Origin of the sequence: Pseudomonas sp. 2(2015), assembly GCF_000955865.1 — a bacterium.
Taxonomy (GTDB): Bacteria; Pseudomonadota; Gammaproteobacteria; order Pseudomonadales; family Pseudomonadaceae; genus Aquipseudomonas.
This window is the reverse complement of sequence record NZ_JYOF01000024.1, coordinates 16947-36802: the sequence shown is the minus strand read 5'-3', so window position 1 is coordinate 36802 and position 19856 is coordinate 16947. Positions and strand designations below refer to the sequence as shown.

18 protein-coding genes are annotated in these 19856 nt (G+C 63.3%); 15 read left to right on the top strand and 3 right to left on the bottom strand.

The window, feature by feature from the left end; translation table 11 throughout:
- The first annotated feature begins 11 nt into the window (after nt 1–11).
- Nucleotides 12–1163 (top strand): acyl-CoA dehydrogenase family protein, encoded by a 1152-nt coding sequence (locus UB48_RS25515; protein ID WP_045201968.1) that lies wholly within the window; start codon nt 12–14, stop codon nt 1161–1163.
- An 84-nt stretch (nt 1164–1247) separates the two neighbouring features.
- Here the strand turns inward: UB48_RS25515 and pedF are convergent, their stop codons facing one another.
- Complete coding sequence (gene pedF / locus UB48_RS25510; RefSeq protein WP_045201967.1) at nt 1248–1685, bottom strand: cytochrome c-550 PedF; 438 nt, start codon at nt 1683–1685, stop codon at nt 1248–1250.
- A 260-nt stretch (nt 1686–1945) separates the two neighbouring features.
- Between pedF and exaA the strand changes: the two genes are divergently transcribed.
- Together exaA and UB48_RS25500 are read left to right on the top strand one after the other, a co-directional pair.
- Nucleotides 1946–3817 (top strand): quinoprotein ethanol dehydrogenase, encoded by a 1872-nt coding sequence (exaA, locus tag UB48_RS25505; protein ID WP_045201965.1) that lies wholly within the window; start codon nt 1946–1948, stop codon nt 3815–3817.
- Between the two features lie 111 nt (nt 3818–3928).
- Entirely contained in the window at nt 3929–4567 is a 639-nt protein-coding gene (locus UB48_RS25500) for a pentapeptide repeat-containing protein (protein ID WP_045201964.1), read from the top strand.
- On the opposite strand, the gene UB48_RS25495 is transcribed toward UB48_RS25500, so the two are convergent.
- Nucleotides 4564–5190 carry a response regulator transcription factor gene (locus UB48_RS25495; RefSeq protein WP_045201961.1) on the bottom strand — a complete coding sequence of 209 codons (627 nt, stop codon included), beginning with the start codon at nt 5188–5190 and terminating at the stop codon, nt 4564–4566. The genes UB48_RS25500 and UB48_RS25495 overlap by 4 nt on opposite strands.
- A 161-nt stretch (nt 5191–5351) precedes the next feature.
- On the opposite strand from UB48_RS25495, the gene UB48_RS25490 reads away from it, so the two are divergent.
- The 11 genes from UB48_RS25490 (at nt 5352) to UB48_RS25440 (ending at nt 16917) form a co-directional block, all read left to right on the top strand.
- Nucleotides 5352–6017, top strand: coding sequence for a response regulator transcription factor (locus tag UB48_RS25490; protein ID WP_045201960.1), 666 nt, complete (start codon nt 5352–5354; stop codon nt 6015–6017).
- Nucleotides 6018–6563: 546 nt separating this feature from the next.
- Nucleotides 6564–7625, top strand: coding sequence for a 3-deoxy-7-phosphoheptulonate synthase (locus UB48_RS25485; RefSeq protein ID WP_045201959.1), 1062 nt, complete (start codon nt 6564–6566; stop codon nt 7623–7625).
- 114 nt (nt 7626–7739) lie between these two features.
- Complete coding sequence (locus UB48_RS25480; protein ID WP_045201958.1) at nt 7740–8021, top strand: peptidylprolyl isomerase; 282 nt, start codon at nt 7740–7742, stop codon at nt 8019–8021.
- Nucleotides 8022–8114: 93 nt separating this feature from the next.
- On the top strand, nt 8115–9968 hold the full coding sequence (locus UB48_RS25475) for an extracellular solute-binding protein (RefSeq protein WP_082075520.1): 1854 nt from the start codon (nt 8115–8117) through the stop codon (nt 9966–9968).
- Nucleotides 9965–11023 carry a microcin C ABC transporter permease YejB gene (locus UB48_RS25470; RefSeq protein ID WP_045201957.1) on the top strand — a complete coding sequence of 353 codons (1059 nt, stop codon included), beginning with the start codon at nt 9965–9967 and terminating at the stop codon, nt 11021–11023. Before UB48_RS25475 ends, UB48_RS25470 begins: the two co-directional genes overlap by 4 nt.
- Nucleotides 11023–12045 carry an ABC transporter permease gene (locus tag UB48_RS25465; RefSeq protein WP_045201955.1) on the top strand — a complete coding sequence of 341 codons (1023 nt, stop codon included), beginning with the start codon at nt 11023–11025 and terminating at the stop codon, nt 12043–12045. Before UB48_RS25470 ends, UB48_RS25465 begins: the two co-directional genes overlap by 1 nt.
- Nucleotides 12046–12074: 29 nt before the next feature.
- On the top strand, nt 12075–13466 hold the full coding sequence (locus UB48_RS25460) for a sigma-54-dependent Fis family transcriptional regulator (protein WP_045201953.1): 1392 nt from the start codon (nt 12075–12077) through the stop codon (nt 13464–13466).
- A 233-nt stretch (nt 13467–13699) separates the two neighbouring features.
- A complete protein-coding gene (locus UB48_RS25455; RefSeq protein ID WP_045201951.1) occupies nt 13700–15091 on the top strand; it encodes a GntP family permease in 1392 nt (463 codons plus the stop codon).
- A 10-nt stretch (nt 15092–15101) separates the two neighbouring features.
- Nucleotides 15102–15872 carry a 3-hydroxybutyrate dehydrogenase gene (gene hbdH, locus UB48_RS25450; RefSeq protein ID WP_045201949.1) on the top strand — a complete coding sequence of 257 codons (771 nt, stop codon included), beginning with the start codon at nt 15102–15104 and terminating at the stop codon, nt 15870–15872.
- A gap of 57 nt (nt 15873–15929) precedes the next feature.
- Nucleotides 15930–16409: a serine protease inhibitor ecotin gene (eco, locus tag UB48_RS25445; RefSeq protein WP_045201947.1), complete on the top strand. Its 480-nt coding sequence runs from the start codon at nt 15930–15932 to the stop codon at nt 16407–16409.
- A gap of 232 nt (nt 16410–16641) precedes the next feature.
- A complete protein-coding gene (locus UB48_RS25440) occupies nt 16642–16917 on the top strand; it encodes a peptidylprolyl isomerase (protein WP_007932676.1) in 276 nt (91 codons plus the stop codon).
- Here the strand turns inward: UB48_RS25440 and UB48_RS25435 are convergent.
- Entirely contained in the window at nt 16914–17174 is a 261-nt protein-coding gene (locus UB48_RS25435; protein ID WP_045201943.1) for a DUF1652 domain-containing protein, read from the bottom strand. The two genes, UB48_RS25440 and UB48_RS25435, sit on opposite strands and share 4 nt — an antisense overlap.
- Before the next feature lie 276 nt (nt 17175–17450).
- Between UB48_RS25435 and UB48_RS25430 the strand changes: the two genes are divergently transcribed.
- The gene (locus UB48_RS25430; protein ID WP_045201942.1) at nt 17451–19793 is read left to right on the top strand and encodes an autotransporter outer membrane beta-barrel domain-containing protein; all 2343 of its coding nucleotides are present in this window, start codon (nt 17451–17453) and stop codon (nt 19791–19793) included.
- Nucleotides 19794–19856: the final 63 nt, after the last annotated feature.

Here is a 19856-nt window from a genome sequence, read left to right as displayed (position 1 = left end):
GGAGTACGCAGATGCAAGACCTGGAACTGACTGAAGAACAGATCATGATCCGCGACATGGCCCGGGACTTCGCCCGTGGCGAGATCGCCCCCCATGCCCAGGCCTGGGAAAAGGCCGGCTGGATCGACGATGGCGTGGTGCAGAAGATGGGCGAGCTGGGCCTGCTGGGCATGGTCGTGCCCGAGCAATGGGGCGGCAGTTACACCGACTATGTCGCCTACGCTCTGGCGGTCGAAGAGATCGCCGCCGGCGATGGTGCCACTGGTGCGCTGATGAGCATTCACAATTCGGTGGGCTGCGGCCCGCTGCTCGCCTACGGCAGCGCCGAACAGCAACAGACCTGGCTTGAGCGCCTGGCCAGCGGCCAGGTGATCGGCTGCTTCTGCCTGACCGAGCCGCAAGCGGGCTCCGAGGCCCACAACCTGCGCACCCGCGCCGAGCTTGAGGGCGATCACTGGGTGATCAATGGCGCCAAGCAGTTCGTCAGCAATGCCCGCCGTGCAGGGCTGGCGATTGTCTTCGCGGTCACTGACCCGGAGCTGGGCAAAAAAGGTATTTCGGCGTTCCTGGTGCCCACCGACCACCAAGGCTTCGTGGTCGATCGCAGCGAGCACAAGATGGGCATCCGCGCCTCCGACACCTGCGCGGTAACCCTCAACAACTGCCGTATCCCGGCAGCCAACATGCTCGGCGAGCGCGGCAAGGGCCTGGCCATTGCCCTGTCCAACCTCGAAGGCGGGCGTATCGGCATCGCCGCCCAGGCCCTGGGCATTGCCCGCGCGGCATTCGAGGCGGCGCTGGTGTATTCGCGTGACCGTATTCAGTTCGGCAAGCCGATCAACGAGCACCAGAGCATCGCCAACCTGCTGGCCGACATGCAGGTGCAGATCAACGCCGCACGGCTGTTGATTCTCCACGCCGCACGCCTGCGCAGCGCCGGCAAGCCATGCCTGAGCGAAGCCTCACAGGCCAAGCTGTTCGCCTCGGAAATGGCCGAGCGGGTGTGCTCCAAGGCGATCCAGGTGCATGGCGGGTATGGCTATCTGGAAGATTACCCGGTCGAGCGTTACTACCGCGATGCGCGCATTACCCAGATCTACGAAGGCTCCAGCGAAATCCAGCGCATGCTGATTGCCCGGGAGTTGAAGCACTACACCTTGTAAACACGGCCTACTGCAGGAGCGGGCTTGCCCCGCGATGCGATTTCACTGTTGAATCGCTATCGCGGGTCAAGCCCGCTCCTACAGTCACTCCTCGACATGCACGCTGTCGAGATAACTGCGCACCGCCCATAAGGCTTCCTGGCTGAGGTAGTCAGCCATCTTCGGCATGTACACCCGGCCATCGCGTACCGCGCCATTGCGCACCCGCTCGACAAACCATTCATCACCGGCTGCGCCTTCGTCGAGCAAGCGCAGGTCCGGGGCGATGCCGCCGGACTTGGCTTCAAGGCCGTGGCAAGCAGCGCAGTTCTGGTTGTAGGCCGAAGCACCGATGGACACCGCCTCGTCGTGGTCCTTGCTGTTGCGGTAGGGGTTTTCTGCGCGCCACTGCTCACCGAGCTTTTCCAGGTTGCCGGTGTTGACCGCGGTCGGCGTCACGTTGCCATGGGCAAAAGCCCCGGCGCTGCTCATCAGGCTGGCGCTGACGATCAGGCTCAACCAGGCGTTTTTTGCTGTTTTCATTGTTCTGCCCTCGACTGCTGTTTGCACGCAAAAACCTCTCGGCTGAAAGGTTGTGCCGGCATCTTAGAAACGTGCTGGCGAGGGCCCCATGCTGCTTTGGTGGCCGCAGCCTCCTCCCTTGGTAGTAGCGCTTGTGGGGCAGTGCCAAATCATGCCCGGCCTGGGAAATTTTCCCGTAAAGACCGGGAGATTTTCCGTATCGATCGCGCCTTTGGCGTTCCAGGCTATGCAGGCCAAAACCTTCATTGGGAACTCCAACCATGACAATAAGATCGTTACCCGCCGCACTTTCCCCGCTGACTGCTGCCGTGCATACCGTACTCCTGCTGGGCAGCCTGGCCCTTGCCCCGCATGCCCTGGCCAAACCTGTGAGCTGGGAAGACATCGCCGATGACCACAAGAGCACCGGCAACGTGCTGCAGTACGGCATGGGCACCAATGCCCAGCGCTGGAGCCCGCTGGCCCAGGTCAACGACCACAACGTGTTCAAGCTGACCCCGGCCTGGTCGTACTCTTTTGGTGACGAGAAGCAGCGCGGCCAGGAGTCCCAGGCCATCGTCAACGACGGCGTGATCTACGTCACCGGCTCGTACTCGCGGGTGTTTGCCCTCGATGCCAAGACCGGCAAACGCCTGTGGACCTACAACCATCGCCTGCCGGACAACATTCGCCCGTGCTGCGACGTGGTCAACCGCGGCGCCGCCATCTATGGCGACAAGATCTACTTCGGCACCCTCGACGCCCAGGTCATCGCCCTGAACAAGGACACCGGCAAGGTGGTGTGGAAGAAAAAGTTCGGCGACCACAGCGCCGGCTACACCATGACCGGCGCCCCGACCCTGATCAAGGACCAGAAGAGCGGCAAGGTGTTGCTGATTCACGGCAGCTCCGGCGATGAATTCGGCGTGGTCGGCCAGCTGTATGCCCGCGACCCGGAAACCGGCGACGAGGTGTGGATGCGGCCCTTCGTCGAGGGCCACATGGGCCGCCTGAACGGCAAGGACAGCACCCCCACCGGTGACGTCAAGGCGCCGTCCTGGCCGGATGATCCGAACACCGAGACCGGCAAGGTCGAAGCCTGGAGCCATGGCGGCGGCGCGCCGTGGCAGAGCGCAAGCTTCGATGCCCAGACCAATACCATCATCGTCGGCGCCGGCAACCCGGGGCCGTGGAACACCTGGGCACGTACTTCCAAGGACGGCAACCCGCACGACTATGACAGCCTCTACACCTCGGGCCAGGTCGGTGTCGACCCCTCGACCGGCGAAGTGAAATGGTTCTACCAGCACACGCCTAACGACGCCTGGGACTTTTCCGGCAACAACGAGTTGGTGCTCTTCGACTACAAGGACAAAGACGGCAAGCAGTACAAGGCCACCGCCCATGCCGACCGTAACGGCTTCTTCTACGTGGTCGACCGCACCAACGGCAAACTCAAGAACGCCTTCCCGTTCGCCGACAACATCACCTGGGCCAGCCACATCGACCTCAAGACCGGCCGCCCGGTGGAAAACCCCGGCCAGCGTCCGGCCAAACCCGAACCTGGGCAAACCAAGGGCAAGCCGGTAGAAGTCTCGCCACCGTTTTTGGGCGGCAAGAACTGGAACCCGATGGCCTACAGCCAGGACACCGGCCTGTTCTATGTGCCGTCGAACCAGTGGAAAGAGGAGTACTGGACCGAGGAAGTCAACTACAAGAAAGGCTCGGCCTACCTGGGCATGGGTTTCAGGATCAAGCGCATGTACGAGGACCACGTCGGTTCGCTGCGGGCCATGGACCCGACCACCGGCAAGATGGTCTGGGAGCACAAGGAGCGCCTGCCGCTGTGGGCCGGGGTGCTGGCGACCAAGGGCAACCTGGTGTTCACCGGTACCGGTGATGGCTACTTCAAGGCCTTCAACGCCAAGACCGGCGAGGAACTGTGGAAATTCCAGACTGGCAGCGGCATCGTCTCGCCGCCGATCACCTGGGAACAGGACGGTGAGCAGTACATCGGCGTGACCGTCGGCTACGGCGGCGCGGTGCCGCTGTGGGGTGGCGACATGGCCGAGCTGACCAAGCCGGTGGCCCAGGGTGGCTCGTTCTGGGTGTTCAAGATCCCGGCCTGGGACACCAAGACGGCCCAGCGCTGATTTGACGCCCTCTCGCCGGCAAGGCCGGCTCCCACAGTGGATCGGTGCATACCAAACCCTGTGGGAGCTGGCTTGCCAGCGATTGCTATCGCCCAGCCCCAGGAGATCCCCATGAAATACCTCCCGCTCTTGCTCACCCTTGCCTGCACCGCCGCCCTCGCCGACGACGACGCGCCATTGACCATCAACGGCTGCACCATCGCCCAGGAGAGCCAGTGCCCCAACGCCAACCTGCGCAACGCCGACCTCAGCAACCAGGACCTGCGCAAAATGAACCTGGCCGGTGCCGACCTGCGCGGGGCGAATTTGCGCCACGCGCGCCTGGACCTGGCCAACCTGGAAAAAGCCCGACTGCAAGGCGCCAACCTCACCCGCGCCAGCCTGCAGCAAAGCAACCTGCGCCTGGCCGACCTGCGCGATGCCAGGCTGATTGCGGTACAGGCCTGGGGCATGTTCGCCCAGGGCGCCAACTTCGAAAACGCCGACTTGAGCGCCGCCTACCTGGAGTTCGCCCGCCTGTCCGGGGCCAAACTGCACAACAGCAAACTGCAGGCCGCCGACCTGGAAATGACCTGGCTGAGCAAGGCCGACCTCAAGGGCGCCAACCTTGCCGATGCCAATCTGCAAGAAGCCAAGTTCGGCGAAAGCAACCTGGAGCAGGCCGACCTGCGCGGCAGCCGCCAGCATTACGCCAACTTCCAGGACAGCAACATGCAAGGCTGCCAGGGCTGCCCGACCACCTGGGACTAGGCAACCACCCGCAGCAAGCCGGCCTCGATCGCCAGGCGCACCATCTGCGCCTGGGAGGCCACCTGCAATTTGCTTTTGAGCAGGGTCAGGTAGTTGCTCACGGTCTTGCTGCTGATGCACAACTGCTCGGCGATCAGCCGGGTCGGCGTGCCCTTGGCCAGCATCAGAAAGATTTCCGTTTCACGTTGGGTCAGGCCGTGAATGCCAGTATCGCCTGGCTGACAGGCAAGCTCGGTGGCCAGTGCCTGTTCGATGTAGGCATGCCCGCAAAGCACCCGGCGCACCGCTTCAAGCAGCACGGCAGGCTCCGCCGCCTTGGACAGGTAACCACAGGCGCCGGCCGCCATGGCCTGGCGCACCAGGCCAAGGTCGGTGTGCTCGCTGAAAAACAGCACGCGCAGTTGCGGCAGGCGCTGGCGCAGGCGTCGGGTGGTTTCCACGCCGCTGATACCCGGCAAGTCAACGTCCATGATCACCAGCCCCGGCAACTGCTCGCCGACCTTGGCCAGCGCCTCTTCGCCACTGGCCGCCTCGATCACCGTCATGCCCTCCAGGCCCTGTTGCAGCGCCGCGACCAGGCCCAGGCGCAGCATCGGGTGATCATCCACCAGCAATATCGCCATCTTCGCAGCTCCCGCAGGTTTGCCCCATGCTAGAACGCGTGCCTGGGCGCCCGGCTACTACTTTGGTACTGTTTTGCTTGTCGATGGTCGCATTCCCAAAGCGTTGCACCTGGCCTGTAATGAAGGGGTGCAGCACAACCACAACAATAAGGTGCAAAGCCATGTACAAGATTTTGATCGCCGACGACCATCCGTTGTTTCGCGAGGCCATCCACAATGTCATCAGCGACGGCTTTCCCGGCAGCGAGGTGATGGAAACCGCCGACCTCGACAGCGCCCTGGCGATCACCGGCGATCATGACGACCTCGACCTGATCCTGCTCGACCTGAACATGCCCGGCATGCATGGCCTGGGCGGTTTGATCAACCTGCGCAACGAGGCGCCGACCATTCCGGTGGTGATCGTCTCGGCCGAACAGGACAAGCAGGTGGTGCTGCAGGCCATTACCTATGGCGCCGTCGGCTTTATCACCAAATCCTCGCCACGCTCGCAGATGACCGAGGCCATCGAGCAGATCCTCAACGGCAACGTCTACTTGCCGCCGGACATCATCCGCACGCAAAAGAGCAGCAGCCGGCGCAACCAGGGTGACCATCAGGGCTTTGCCCCCGAGCTGCTGCAAGCCCTGACCCGCAAGCAGTTGCTGGTGCTCGAACGCATGACCAAGGGCGAATCGAACAAGCAGATCGCCTACAACCTCGACATCGCCGAAACCACGGTCAAGGCTCACGTCTCGGCGATTTTGCGCAAGCTCAACGTGCACAACCGGGTGCAGGCGATTCTCAGTGCCGGCGACATCGACTTCACCGCTTACCTGCGGCGATAGTCACGCTCCATGACAATCATGCAAATTAGCCATTGAAACCTGGGCAAGGCCTGAAGTAAGCTCGGGCACATCAACTGGAGAGTCACATGTCGCACACCACCCTCACTCACGCTTGCAGCACTGGTCGCCTGTCGCGCCCCGTGGCCGCTGCCGAGTGCGCGACTGTCTCCCCGGCAGCGTTTTATTTTGGGTATTGGTTTAGCCACAGGCGCCGCTGATACCCTCACCGGCGCCCACTTTCAAGGGGCCGCCGAACACGAGAATACTCAACCCCCGGTCGGCCCCCCGACCGGGGGTTTTGCGTTTCAAGGCCCCGGCAATCAACGAATCACATTGAGGAACAGAACATGAACTACGCCACCTACCGTTACCAAAGCTTCAGCTTCTGGCGATTTAGCCAATCCCGTTCGGGCCAGCCTGCCGCCTCCGATCGGTCACTTGTTGGTGGCACACAAACACATGACGCCAATCCGGCCAACTGTCGAACACCTCGATAGGGCCGAGCGCGCGGGCCAGACCCCGCCAGCCGCCCAGGGAATTCACACCATGCAATCGTCCACCCTCGCTCTGCCACTGTCCGAACCCAGCGCTGCCAACAGCGCCGTCAGCCAACGCCTGCCGAGCCCGATGTTGCTCAAGCAGCAAATGCCGCTTTCCCCCGCCCTCGCCGCCCAGGTCGAAGCCCATCGCCAGGCCGTGCGCGCCATCCTCGATGGCCACGACCAGCGCCTGCTGCTGATCGTCGGCCCGTGCTCGCTGCACGACCCGCGCTCGGCCCGCGAATACGCCCAACGCCTGGCCCGCCTGGCCTCTGAGGTCAGCGACAAGATGCTCCTGGTGATGCGCGCCTACGTCGAAAAGCCGCGCACCACCGTCGGCTGGAAAGGCCTGGCCTACGATCCGCACCTGGATGGCAGCGACGACATGCACGGCGGCATCGCGCTGTCGCGCGGGCTCATGCTGGCCATGCTCGAATGCGGCCTGCCGGTGGCCACCGAGCTGCTGCAACCGATGGCGGCCGGCTACTTCGATGACCTGCTGAGCTGGGCGGCGATTGGCGCGCGCACCACCGAGTCGCAGATTCACCGCGAAATGGTCAGCGGCCTGGGTTTGCCGGTAGGCTTCAAGAACGGCACCGACGGCGGTGTTGGCATTGCCTGCGACGCGATCCGCAGCGCCGCCCACGGCCACCGGCATTTCGGCATGGACGTGCAAGGCTATCCGGCGATTGTCGAGACCCTGGGCAACGCCGACACCCACCTGGTGCTGCGCGGCGGCAGCAAGGGCCCGAACTACGACCGCCAGAGCATCGCCCTGGCCCGCCAGGGCCTGGCCAAAGCCGGCGTCGCGGCACGGATCATGGTCGATTGCAGCCACGCCAACAGCGCCAAGGACCCCCTGCGCCAGCCGGCGGTGTTCAACGAGGTGCTCGAGCAGCGCCTGCAGGGCGATACCTCGCTGATCGGCATGATGATCGAGGGCCACCTGTTCGACGGTTGCCAGACACTGGGCACGCAACCGCTGAAATACGGCGTGTCAATTACCGATGGCTGCCTGGGCTGGGATTCGACCGAACGCTTGCTGCGTGAGGCGGCTGCACGCTTGTGAGCCGTATCACGGGGCAAGCCGGGCGCGCAGCGCAGCTCCCACTTGCCCCGCGACAACTATCAGCCAACCCGCATTTACGTTAGGCTTTGCGTTTTACCCCAAGGAGCCACTCCCATGGCCAAAGCCACTGCCCGTCACATCCTGGTTGCCACCGAAGACAAGTGCAACGAACTCAAAGCCCAGATCGAAGCCGGCGCCGATTTCGCCGAAGTCGCCAAAGCCAACTCCACCTGCCCATCGAGCCGCCAGGGCGGCGACCTGGGCTCGTTCGGCCCGGGCCAGATGGTCAAGGAGTTCGACACCGTGGTGTTCAGCGCGCCGGTCAACACCGTGCAAGGCCCGGTGAAGACCCAGTTCGGTTATCACCTGCTGGAAGTGACCAGCCGTCAGGACTGATCACTACTCTGCAAACCGGCCTCCAGGGCCGGTTTGCTCGCGCAAGTGACCTGCTAAGCTTCAGCCACAGTCGTGGTTCAGGTGGTCAGGCGCTTGCGAATTGCTCCCTTCCCCTTCTTGTTGTTCGTCTTCGGCCTGGCCCTTGCCTGGTCATGCGCTGCCACGCCAGCGCCGGTCCACGCCCTGACGGTATACGGCGAAGCACCGCGCTATCCGTCCAGCTTCCAGCACTTGCGCTACGCCAACCCCGATGCGCCCAAAGGCGGCAGCCTGCGCCGCTCGGCCATCGAACTCGGCCAGTTCGACCACATCATTCCCTACATCGACAAGGGCATCGGCGTTGCCGAGGTCGATGGCTGGCTGTATTCGCCGCTGGCGGTGCGCTCCCAGGATGAACCCTACACCGTGTACGGGCTGGTGGCGCAAAAGCTTGAGCGCGATCCGCAGGGGCTGTGGCTGCGCTTCTATCTTGACCCGCGTGCGCGCTTTGCCGATGGCCAGCCGATCCGCGCCGAGGATGTGCGCTACACCTTCGCGCTTTTGATGCGCGCCGGTAGTCTCAAGTACCGCACCCAGTTCGCCGATGTCTCTGAGGTAAAGGTCGAGAACCCGCGGCAGATCATCTTTTACTTCAAGAACAACCAGAACCGCACCTTGCCTCTGGACCTGGCGACCCTGCCGGTGCTGCCCGAACACTGGTGGAAAGACCGCGATTTCGCCAATGGCGCAGGCTTCGAGGCGCCGCTGGGCAGCGGCCCGTACAGCGTCGGGCGGGTCGACAACGGTCGCAGTATCACCTTCGAGCGTAACAAGAGCTGGTGGGGGCGCGACCTGCCGGTCAACCGTGGCCGTTACAACTTCGACCAGGTGCGCATCGAGTACTTTGGCGACACCGAAGTGGCGCGCCAGGTGCTGCGCGGCGGCGGCTTCGACTACAACCGCGAGTTCTCGGCCACCGCCTATACCCTCGGTTACGCCAGCCCGGCGCTGGACGATGGCCGCTTGCAGCGCGCGCACCTGGCCAAGGACGCCCCGCAAACCGCCCAGGGCTTTGTCTTCAACCTGCAACGCCCGGTGTTCAAGGACCGCCGGGTGCGCCAGGCGCTGGGCCTGCTGTGGGACTTCGAGTGGAGCAACCGGCAGATGATGCGCAACCTGTACATTCGCCAGCAGAGCTTTTTCGCCAATACCGAACTGGCCGCGCGCAATCTGCCCGACGCCCAGGAGCTCAAACTGCTGGAACCGTTGCGCGGGCAGGTACCCGACGAGGTCTTCAGCCAGGTGTTCGAAGCGCCGCGCAGCGACGGCTCGGGGCTGATCCGTGACCAGCAGCTACAAGCCCTCGAACTGCTCGAAGCGGCAGGCTGGCAGCCGCGCGGTGATCAACTGGTCAATGCCCAGGGTGAACCGCTGAGCTTTACCTTCCTCAACGGCCAGGCCGGTTTCGAACGCTTGCTGCTGCCGTGGAAGCGCAACCTGGCGCAGATCGGCATCACCCTGCAGATCCGCCGCATCGACGCCTCGCAATACGTCAACCGGCTGATGGCCCGCGACTACGACCTGATCGTCACCGGCTACCCGGTGTCGCCGTCGCCGGGGCTTGAGCTGTACAACTATTTTGGCTCGGCGGCGGCCAGCGACCCCGGCTCGAACAACTACATGGTGCTCCAGGACCCGGCCGTGGACCGCTTGCTCGACGGCCTGGTCAAGGCCGAAACCAAGGCCGACATGCTGCGCCATGCCCATGCCCTGGACCGTGTGCTGAGCTGGAACTACTACTGGATTCCCAACTATTACCCACCCGGCTCATCTACCGTGTGGTGGAACCGCTTCGGCCTGCCCAAGGTGCAGCCGAGCAACGACGAAGGCCTGGACAGCTGGTGGCAAGTCAGCCCGACACCGCTGACCAACGCGCAGATGGCCGAGCGCCTGGGGAGCCGGCCATGATCGGCTACATCCTGCGCCGCCTGCTGCTGATCGTCCCGACCTTGCTGATTATCCTGCTGGTCAATTTCGTCATCGTCCAGGCTGCCCCCGGCGGCCCGGTGGAACAAGCGGTAGCGCGCCTGCAGGGGATCGGCGGCGGTGCGCCGGGGGCCAGCAGCGAAACCCTGCACGCAAGCTCCAGGGCCAGCCGTGGCCTGGACCCCAAGCTGCTGGAAGACATCAAGCGCCAGTACGGTTTCGACAAGTCGGCGCCCGAGCGCCTGTGGCTGATGCTCAGCCAGTATGCCCGGCTGGACTTCGGTTCGAGCTTTTTTCGCGGCGCCAAGGTCACCGACCTGATCCTCGAGAAAATGCCAGTGACCCTGTCGCTGGGCTTCTGGGCCACGCTGATCACCTACCTGGTGTCGATCCCGTTGGGGATCCGCAAGGCGGTGCGCCACGGCACCGCGTTCGATGCCTGGAGCAGCAGCCTGATCGTCATTGGCTACGCCCTGCCCTCGTTCCTGTTCGCCCTGCTGCTGATCGTGCTGTTTGCCGGCGGCACCTCGCTGAACTGGTTTCCGGTGCGCGGGCTGGTCTCGGAAGACTTCGACCAGCTCAGCCTGCTGGGCAAGATCGCCGATTACTTCTGGCACCTGGTGCTGCCGGTGGGCGCGCTGGTAATTGGCGGCTTTGCCACCCTGACCCTGCTGACCAAGAATGCCTTTCTCAACGAGATCACCCGCCAGTACGTGATCACCGCCCGGGCCAAGGGCCTGAGCGAGCAACGGGTGCTCTACGGGCATGTGTTTCGCAATGCCATCCTGCTGGTGGTGGCCGGCATTCCCCAGGCGTTGATCAGCGTGTTCTTTGCAGGTTCCCTGCTGATCGAGGTGATCTTCTCCCTCGACGGCCTGGGGCGCATGAGCTACGAGGCGGCGGTGGCGCGGGATTATCCGGTGGTGTTCGGCTCGCTGTTCATCTTTACCCTGTTCGGCCTGCTGGTGCGCCTGATCGGCGACCTGTGCTACACCCTGGTCGACCCGCGCATCGACTTTGCCACGAGGGCCCACTGATGTTCAGCCTGTCGCCGGTATCGCGCAGGCGCCTGCAGCGCTTTCGGCGCAACCGCCGTGGCTGGATTTCGCTGTGGCTGTTTGCCTTGTTGCTGCTGGTGAGCCTGGGCGCGGAGCTGGTGGCCAACGACAAGCCATTGCTGTTGAGCTACCAGGGCCAGTTGTATTACCCGGCATTCAAACGTTACAGCGAGCAGCAGTTTGGCGGCCAGTTGCCATTCCAGCCGGACTACCGCAGCCAGTACGTACGCCAGCTGATCGAGGGCCAGGGCGGCTGGATGCTGTTTGCACCGGTGCCGTTCAGCGCCGACACCCCGAACTACGATTTGCTGGTGCCCGCCCCCAGCCCGCCGTCGGCGGTCAACTGGCTGGGCACCGACGACCAGGCCCGTGATGTATTGGCGCGGGTGCTGTATGGCACTCGGGTGTCGATTCTGTTTGCCCTGGCGCTGACCCTGATCAGCACCCTGATCGGCATCGCCGCCGGCGCCTTGCAGGGCTACCACGGTGGTTGGGTCGACCTGATCGGCCAGCGTCTGCTGGAGGTCTGGTCGGGCCTGCCGGTGTTGTACCTGCTGATCATCCTCAGCGGTTTTGTCGAGCCGAACTTCTGGTGGTTGCTGGGGATCATGGCGCTGTTTTCCTGGCTGGCGCTGGTGGACGTGGTGCGCGCCGAGTTCCTGCGTGGACGCAACCTCGAATACGTGCTGGCCGCCCGTGCCCTGGGCCTGCCTGACCGTTGGGTGATCCTGCGGCACATTTTGCCCAACGCCATGAACGCCACCCTGACCTACCTGCCGTTTATTCTCACCGGCGCCATCACCACCCTCACCGCCCTGGATTTTCTCGGCTTCGGCATGCCCGCCGGCAGCGCTTCGCTGGGCGAGCTGGTGACCCAGGGCAAGCAGCATTTGCAGGCACCGTGGCTGGGCTTTACCGCGTTCTTTGCCCTGGCATTGATATTGTCGCTGTTGGTGTTCATTGGCGATGCCTTGCGCGAAGCCTTCGATCCACGGGCATAATCGCAGCCTTTACCCCGGCGGAGCGGCCCATGCAGGACAGTGACAGCCTCAAGGACTATCAGCAGGTGCGCCTGCTGGCGATTCGTTCGCTGTTCGAGATCATCGAGCAGTCCAGCGAAGGCACGATCATCGTCGACCGCGATGCGCGCATTGTCTGGATGAACCAGCGCTATGCCCGGCGCTTTGGCCTTGAAGACGCCAGCAGCGCCATCGGCCAGCCGTGCGAGAGTGTCATCCCCGGCAGCCTGATGCGCGAGGTGCTGAGCAATGGCCGGCCGATCCTGCTGGACATGCTCGACACCCCCAAGGAGCCGCTGGTGGTCATGCGCCTGCCGGTGCACGACGCCGCCGGCACGCTGATCGGCGCTATCGGTTTTGCCCTGTTCGACGAGCTGCGCAGCCTCTCGCCGCTGCTCAAGCGCTACGCCAGCATGCAGCAGGAACTGGCCTCGACCCGTTCGTTGCTGCGCGCCCGCCAGGCCAAGTACAGCTTCGCTCAGTTCATCGGCACCAGCGCCGCCAGCCTTGAAGTCAAGCGCCGCGCCCGGCGTGGCGCCAGCAGTGACTCACCGGTGTTGCTGCTGGGCGAAACCGGCACCGGCAAGGAGCTGCTGGCCCATGCCATTCATGCCGCTTCGCCGCGGGCGCACAAGGCCTTTGTCAGCATCAACAGCGCAGCAATCCCGGAGACGCTGCTCGAAGCCGAGTTCTTCGGCACCGCCCCGGGCGCCTTTACCGGCGCCGAGCGCAAGGGCCGCCCGGGCAAACTGCAGATTGCCGAGGGTGGCACGCTGTTTCTCGATGAAATCGGTGACATGCCCTTGCCGCTGCAAAGCAAGCTGCTGCGCGTCTTGCAAGAGAAGGAATACGAGCCGGTCGGCTCCAACCAGATGATCCACAGCGATGTGCGGATCATTGCCGCCACCTCCACCGACCTGCAGGCGGCCATGGCCCGTGGCGAGTTTCGTGCCGACCTGTACTACCGCTTGAACGTGCTGCCGATCCAGGTGCCGCCGCTGCGTGAACGCCTGGAGGATTTGCCAGCGTTGAGCGAGGCGATTCTTGAAGAGCTGGGCAGCCAGCACGAGCTGGACGATGAGGCCCAGGCGCTGCTGGCCCGGCATGCCTGGCCGGGCAATATCCGCGAGCTGCGCAATGTGCTGGAACGGGCGACCTTGCTGGCCGATCAAGCGCGCCTGGGGCTGGGCGATGTTCAGGCGGCGCTGGGTGACCTGGCGCCGCTGCCGGTTGAAGCCGCCACGTTGAGCTATAAACAGGCGTGTGCCGATTTTGAGCGGCAGTTACTCGAAAACACCCTGGCGCGCTGTGCCGGGAATGTACCGCAAGCGGCGCGGCAGCTGGGGTTGGGGCGCTCGACGCTGTACAAGAAACTGGTGGCGCTGGGGATCAAGTCTCAATAAAGAGATATGTGTTTCTTTTTTGAGATTGTTATCGCGGGGCAAGCCCGCTCCCACCGGGAAGATGTCCGACGGCAGGAGCGGGCTTGCCCCGCGAACCGCTCAATCTCAATTCAGAGACTTTCATCTCAAAAAAACAAACTATATCTATATAAATCAACAGCTTAAAGAGTTGGCACGATTCCCGCTTTCGCCTCCTGACCAACAAAAACAAGATGCACCCAAGGAGACACTCGATGAGTGTGATCATCGCCCTGGCAGCCCTGGCGCTGCTGATGCTGGCTGCCTACCGTGGTTATAGCGTTATCCTCTTCGCCCCCATCGCCGCCCTCGGCGCGGTGCTGTTGACCGACCCTTCGGCAGTCGCCCCGGCCTTTACCGGGGTGTTCATGGAGAAAATGGTCGGCTTTATCAAGCTGTACTTTCCGGTGTTCTTGCTCGGTGCGGTGTTCGGCAAGCTGATCGAGCTGTCGGGTTTTTCGCGCTCGATCGTCGCCGCCGCCATCCGCCTGCTTGGCACCCGCCAGGCCATGCTGGTGATCGTGCTGGTCTGCGCCCTGCTCACCTACGGCGGCGTGTCGCTGTTTGTGGTGGTGTTTGCGGTGTACCCGTTTGCCGCCGAGATGTTCCGCCAGAGCAACATCCCCAAGCGCCTGATCCCGGCAACCATTGCCCTGGGCGCGTTTTCGTTCACCATGGATGCGCTGCCCGGCACCCCGCAGATCCAGAACATCATCCCCAGTACCTTCTTCAACACCACCGCCTGGGCCGCGCCCTGGCTGGGCCTGATCGGTACGCTGTTCGTGTTCTGCACCGGCATGCTTTACCTGCAGCGCCAGCGCAACAAGGCCCAGCGCGCCGGTGAAGGCTACGGCAGCGAGCTGCGCAACGAGCCGGAAACCGCCGCCGACCTCAAGCTGCCCAACCCGCTGCTGGCACTGTCGCCACTGCTGCTGGTAGGGGTGATGAACCTGCTGTTCACCCACTGGATTCCGGCCTGGTACGGCAAGACCCACACCTTGAGCCTGGCGGGCATGAGCGCGCCGGTGCAAACCGACATCGCCAAACTCACGGCGATCTGGGCGGTGGAAGCGGCCTTGCTGCTGGGCATCCTGCTGGTGCTGGTGGCAGGCTTTGGCGCGATCAAGAGCCGCCTGGCCGAGGGCAGCAAAAGCGCGGTCAGCGGCGCCTTGCTGGCGGCGATGAACACCGCGTCCGAATATGGCTTTGGTGCGGTGATTGCCTCGCTGCCGGGCTTTCTGGTGCTGGCCGACGCGCTCAAGGCGATCCCCAATCCGCTGGTCAATGAAGCGATTACCGTGACCTTGCTGGCCGGTATCACCGGCTCCGCGTCCGGTGGTATGAGCATCGCCCTGGCGGCGATGTCCGACAGCTTCATCGCCGCCGCCAATGCCGCCAACATCCCCCTTGAAGTGCTTCACCGGGTCGCGGCCATGGCCAGCGGCGGCATGGACACCCTGCCGCACAACGGCGCGGTAATTACCCTGCTGGCGGTCACCGGCCTGACCCACCGCGAGGCCTACAAGGATATTTTCGGCATTACCCTGATCAAGACCCTGGCAGTGTTCGTGGTGATTGCTACGTTCTATGCCACCGGTATCGTCTAAGGAGCACCTCATGAGTCTCAATGGCAAGACAGCAGTCGTCACCGGTTCCACCAGCGGCATCGGCCTGGGCATTGCCCAGGTACTGGCCAAGGCCGGGGCCAATTTGATCCTCAATGGCTTTGGCGATGCCCGCGCGGCGATTGCCGAAGTCGCCCGCCACGGCACCCGGGTCGGCCATCACCCGGCCGACCTTAGCGATGTGGCGCAGATCGAAGACCTGTTCGCCTACGCGGAACGCGAGTTCGGCGGCGTCGATATCCTCGTCAACAATGCCGGCATCCAGCATGTGGCGGCGGTCGAGGAATTCCCGGTGGAACGCTGGGATTCGATCATCGCCGTCAACCTCTCGGCGGTGTTCCATGGCACCCGCCTGGTGCTGCCGGGCATGCGTGCGCGCAACTGGGGACGGATCGTCAACATCGCCTCGGTGCACGGCCAGGTCGGCTCCACCGGCAAGGCCGCTTATGTCGCCGCCAAGCACGGGGTGGTCGGCCTGACCAAGGTGGTCGGGCTGGAAACCGCCACCAGCAACATCACCTGCAACGCCATTTGCCCCGGCTGGGTACTGACCCCGCTGGTGCAGAAACAGATCGATGATCGCGCCGCCAGCGGAATCGATCCGCAGCAGGCCCGGCACGACTTGCTGGCCGAGAAGCAGCCGTCGTTGGCCTTTGTCACTCCCGAACACCTGGGTGAGCTGGTATTGTTCCTCTGTAGCGAGGCTGGCAGTCAGGTTCGTGGCGCTGCCTGGAACATCGATGGCGGCTGGCTGGCCCAATGACGGGCAGCCTTGGACCCTGGCTGCGGCATCGTGTTTTTTTATCTGCAAGGAGGCCTTATGCGCCCACGCTCCCTCACCGCGTTGTTCACCCTGACCCTGGCGGCCGCTACTTCGGTACAAGCTGCCAGCCTCAAGGATGTAGCGCCCTACCCCGAGGCCGAAAAAGGCTATACCCGCCAGGTGATCCACCTGCCAAAACAGGCTGACGAGTCGGCCTTCAAACTCGAAGTGCTGGCTGGCAAACAGCTGGAAGTCGACTGCAACCGCCAGCACCTGGGCGGCAACCTCGAAGAACAAACCCTGCAAGGCTGGGGCTACAACTACTACCGCCTGGAAAAAGTCTCGGGCCCGGCCTCGACCCTGATGGCCTGCCCGGACGGCAAGAAGAAACAGGCGTTCGTGCCGGTGGTTGGCGACGGTTTCATGCTGCGCTACAACAGCAAGCTGCCGGTGGTGGTGTATGCGCCTGAAGGTGTCGAAGTGCGCTACCGCGTGTGGTCGGCTTCGAACAAAGTGAAAAAAGCTACAGTGGAATAAAGCGCTGCTGCTTGAACAACAGCCCTGTGGGAGCGGGCCCGCGATGAGGCCAGTACATTCAACACACCAGGTGTCGCCTGAGTTGCGACCGCTGCGCGCTCGATCGCGGGTCGAGCCCGCTCCCACAGGTGCCTTTCGCCGGCACCGACGCCCTTGAGCAATTTCGCGACCGCCAAGCGCTGCGCGATCAGGCATAATGCGCGGTTTTTACCCGTTGCGAAGGTAGGTTCAGATGAAAGCACAGGCCCGGCACATTCTGGTCAAGACCGCTGAAGAGGCCGAACAGCTCAAGCAACGAATCGCCAAGGGCGAGGCGTTCGATGTGCTGGCCAAGAAGTACTCCACCTGCCCGTCCGGCAAGCGCGGTGGCGACCTGGGCGAAGTGCGCCCGGGGCAGATGGTCGGCGCCATCGACCAGGTGATTTTCAAAAAGCCACTGCGCACCGTGCACGGCCCGATCAAGAGCAAGTTCGGCTATCACCTGGTGCAGGTGTTCTACCGCGATTAAAGGCTGTCGCGACGCCGTTGCAAGCGTTGACTGCGCTGGTCTTCAAGGTCATTGCGCAGGCCGACGATCAGGTTGGAAATCGCCCGGCTGCTGGTCAGTTGCTCGGCACTGATGCCGGTCACCAGCAAGTCGACCCGCTCGCAGCTGCGGTCGAACACCCGCACGGTCAGCGAGCGGTCGGCAGCCAGGGTGCATTGGCAGCGGGTGGGTAAAAAACTGCTTTCTATAATGTTGCGCAACTCCAGGGTCGAGAGCATCGGTACATCTCCTTGGCAGGTGGCGGACAGCGGTTCCGTGTTGCCCGGTCCAGCCCCAAGACTAGGCCATATTCCCTAAGCGAATCAGACCCTTTCACTATAAGCACCTGGCGGTTTTACCGGCTGCGGGACAGTAGCGGCCATTCGCCACCTAGCATTTTTGTCAGTTGCCGATATTGCTCATTGCTCTATACCTGCAAAGCAAGACCCGTCCGGTACTAACAGGGGGGCTGGACAGCCAGTGGGGCAATGCCTGGAAGACACGGAGCCTGTCTGATGCGAATTTCGCTTATCGTGGTACTAAGCGCCTTACCCTTCACCGCCCTGGCGCAGAATCTCGTGGTTGGGCCCGGCGATACCCTCGGTGTCGTCGTCCAGACGCCGTTGATCGATGACTTCCTGATGACCGGCGGGACCCTGCAGTCCCTGGCACAGGGCGATGCCCGCGATACGTTCAATATGTCGGCGGGGCAGATTATCGGTGCCTTTGAAGACGGTGACGTGGCGTTCTTCTCAGGTGGCAGCATCGGCCGGGTCGACATGAAGCTGGACAACAACATTTTCAGCATGTCCGGCGGCACCATCGTCGGCAACCTGGTCACCGGTTTTGGCAACGACCAGATATTCCTCAATGCCGGAACCATCGGCGGCAACATCAGCACCAGTGGCGGCACCGATGTGTTCGTCATCACTGGCGGGGAACTGCGTGGCAACCTCCTCGCCAGCTTCGGCAACGACTCGCTCAAATGGCAGGGCGGCGTTATACGCGGCAGCGTCGACATGGGCGGTGACGATGATGTGGCGGTGCTCGAAGGCCTGGGCAGCCCGGCCCTGAACATCACCGTTAACGGTGGCGCAGGTATCGATAGCCTGACCTTCAACAACAGCCAGCCGGTGGGGGGCGATCGCTACATCAACTGGGAGTCGGTCAGCCTCATCAACGCCAGCCAGTTCAAACTGGACAACACCCTGACCCTGGGCGATGCCAGTGCCGTTGCCGCGCCCACCAGCTTCAACATCGACGCCAGCAGCTCGCTGGTCTCGCGTACCGGGGTGATCACCCCCTTCACCGCCGGCCAGCCGCTGACGGTCAACAACAGCGGGCTTATCGACCTGAGCAGCGGCGGCGATGCCCAAGGGCGGTTGACCATCAACGGCAACTACACCGGCAACGGCGGCACCCTCAAGCTCAACAGCGTACTGGCCGGCGACGGCGCGGCATCTGATCGCCTGGTGGTCAGCCGGGGCTCGATCTCCGGCACCACCAACCTGCAGATCAACAACTTCGGCGGCGCCGGTGCGGTGACCAGCCAGAATGGCATCCAGGTAGTTGAAGCCATCAACGGAGCGACCAGCAGCAACACCGCCTTCGTCCAGACCCAGACCCTGTCGGCCGGTGCATTTGATTATCGCCTGTTCAAGGGTGGGGTGACGGCTGATAGCGTGAACAGCTGGTACCTGCGTTCAACCGTCGTGGTGCCCACCCCGTTGCCGGAGCCCGTTAACCCGGACCCTGGTACGCCGGTTGATCCTGGAACACCGGTTGATCCTGGTACGCCAGTCGATCCCGGTACACCGGTTGTGGTGATCCCGCCCCCAATCCCTGGCCCTGCTCCCGGCCAGCCTGACTTGCCGCCACCGCCGGCGCCCGGCGTGAGCATCCCGCTGTACCGCCCGGAAGTTGCCGTCTATGCCGCCGCGCCCCGGGCTGCGGCATTGATTGCACGCTCGGCGCTGGGCACCTTTCACCAACGTCAGGGCGACCAGAGCCTGCTGAACCAGGAGGGCGCGTTATCGGCCAGTTGGGGCCAGGCCTATGGCGACAGCTTCCACCAGAGCTGGTCGGGTACTGTCAGCCCAAGCCTGGACGGCAGCCTGTACGGTTTCAAGGTCGGCCAGGACTTGTGGGCCTGGCTCAACGATGACGGCCTGCGCCAGCATGTCGGCGTGTATGTCGGGCACAGCCGCCTGCACGGCGATGTCAAAGGCTTCGCCCTGGGCTTTGAAGACAACAAGGTCGGCGACCTGAAACTCGACAGCGACAGCGTCGGCGCCTATTGGACCCTGATCGGCGCGCAACAATGGTATGTCGATGCCGTGGTGCAGTACTCGGACCTCGACGGCCGGGCCAAATCCGATCGCGGCGACAAGCTCGACCTCAACGGTCACGCCTGGACAGCGTCATTGGAGGCCGGCTACCCATTTGCCCTGTCGTCGTACTGGACCCTGGAGCCGCAGGCACAACTCATCGCCCAGAAAGTCTCGTTGGACAGCGCCAACGACAGTGTCAGCTACGTTAGCTTCGACACCCAGACCGAGGTGAGTGCGCGCCTGGGCATGCGTCTGGAAGGCAAGTTCAAATCCGCCGGAGTGCACTTGCAGCCTTATGTAACCACGGATTTCTGGAGTGGCAACGGAGGCCGCGACACGCAGACGTACGATCATGTCGACAAGGTCAAGACCGATTACAACTACACTTCCCTGAGTGTCGGCACCGGCCTGGTTGCGCAACTGAACAAGAACCTCAGCGTGCATGCGGGTATCGACTACACCACCAACCTGGACAGTCGTCAGCAGGAGCACGTCGGCGCCAACCTGGGGTTGCGTCTGAGTTACTGAACGCGCTTTGTTGCCAGTCACCAAGGGAGCGGGTCTGATGCGAGTGCCACTGTTCTTGACCTT

Bases quoted from the DNA above. Each gene is read 5' to 3' on its own strand.
- UB48_RS25515 (WP_045201968.1), top strand. From the start codon at position 12: ATGCAAGACCTGGAACTGACTGAAGAACAGATCATGATCCGCGACATG.
- pedF (WP_045201967.1), bottom strand. From the start codon at position 1,685: ATGAAAACAGCAAAAAACGCCTGGTTGAGCCTGATCGTCAGCGCCAGC.
- exaA (WP_045201965.1), top strand. From the start codon at position 1,946: ATGACAATAAGATCGTTACCCGCCGCACTTTCCCCGCTGACTGCTGCC.
- UB48_RS25500 (WP_045201964.1), top strand. From the start codon at position 3,929: ATGAAATACCTCCCGCTCTTGCTCACCCTTGCCTGCACCGCCGCCCTC.
- UB48_RS25495 (WP_045201961.1), bottom strand. From the start codon at position 5,190: ATGGCGATATTGCTGGTGGATGATCACCCGATGCTGCGCCTGGGCCTG.
- UB48_RS25490 (WP_045201960.1), top strand. From the start codon at position 5,352: ATGTACAAGATTTTGATCGCCGACGACCATCCGTTGTTTCGCGAGGCC.
- UB48_RS25485 (WP_045201959.1), top strand. From the start codon at position 6,564: ATGCAATCGTCCACCCTCGCTCTGCCACTGTCCGAACCCAGCGCTGCC.
- UB48_RS25480 (WP_045201958.1), top strand. From the start codon at position 7,740: ATGGCCAAAGCCACTGCCCGTCACATCCTGGTTGCCACCGAAGACAAG.
- UB48_RS25470 (WP_045201957.1), top strand. From the start codon at position 9,965: ATGATCGGCTACATCCTGCGCCGCCTGCTGCTGATCGTCCCGACCTTG.
- UB48_RS25465 (WP_045201955.1), top strand. From the start codon at position 11,023: ATGTTCAGCCTGTCGCCGGTATCGCGCAGGCGCCTGCAGCGCTTTCGG.
- UB48_RS25460 (WP_045201953.1), top strand. From the start codon at position 12,075: ATGCAGGACAGTGACAGCCTCAAGGACTATCAGCAGGTGCGCCTGCTG.
- UB48_RS25455 (WP_045201951.1), top strand. From the start codon at position 13,700: ATGAGTGTGATCATCGCCCTGGCAGCCCTGGCGCTGCTGATGCTGGCT.
- hbdH (WP_045201949.1), top strand. From the start codon at position 15,102: ATGAGTCTCAATGGCAAGACAGCAGTCGTCACCGGTTCCACCAGCGGC.
- eco (WP_045201947.1), top strand. From the start codon at position 15,930: ATGCGCCCACGCTCCCTCACCGCGTTGTTCACCCTGACCCTGGCGGCC.
- UB48_RS25440 (WP_007932676.1), top strand. From the start codon at position 16,642: ATGAAAGCACAGGCCCGGCACATTCTGGTCAAGACCGCTGAAGAGGCC.
- UB48_RS25435 (WP_045201943.1), bottom strand. From the start codon at position 17,174: ATGCTCTCGACCCTGGAGTTGCGCAACATTATAGAAAGCAGTTTTTTA.
- UB48_RS25430 (WP_045201942.1), top strand. From the start codon at position 17,451: ATGCGAATTTCGCTTATCGTGGTACTAAGCGCCTTACCCTTCACCGCC.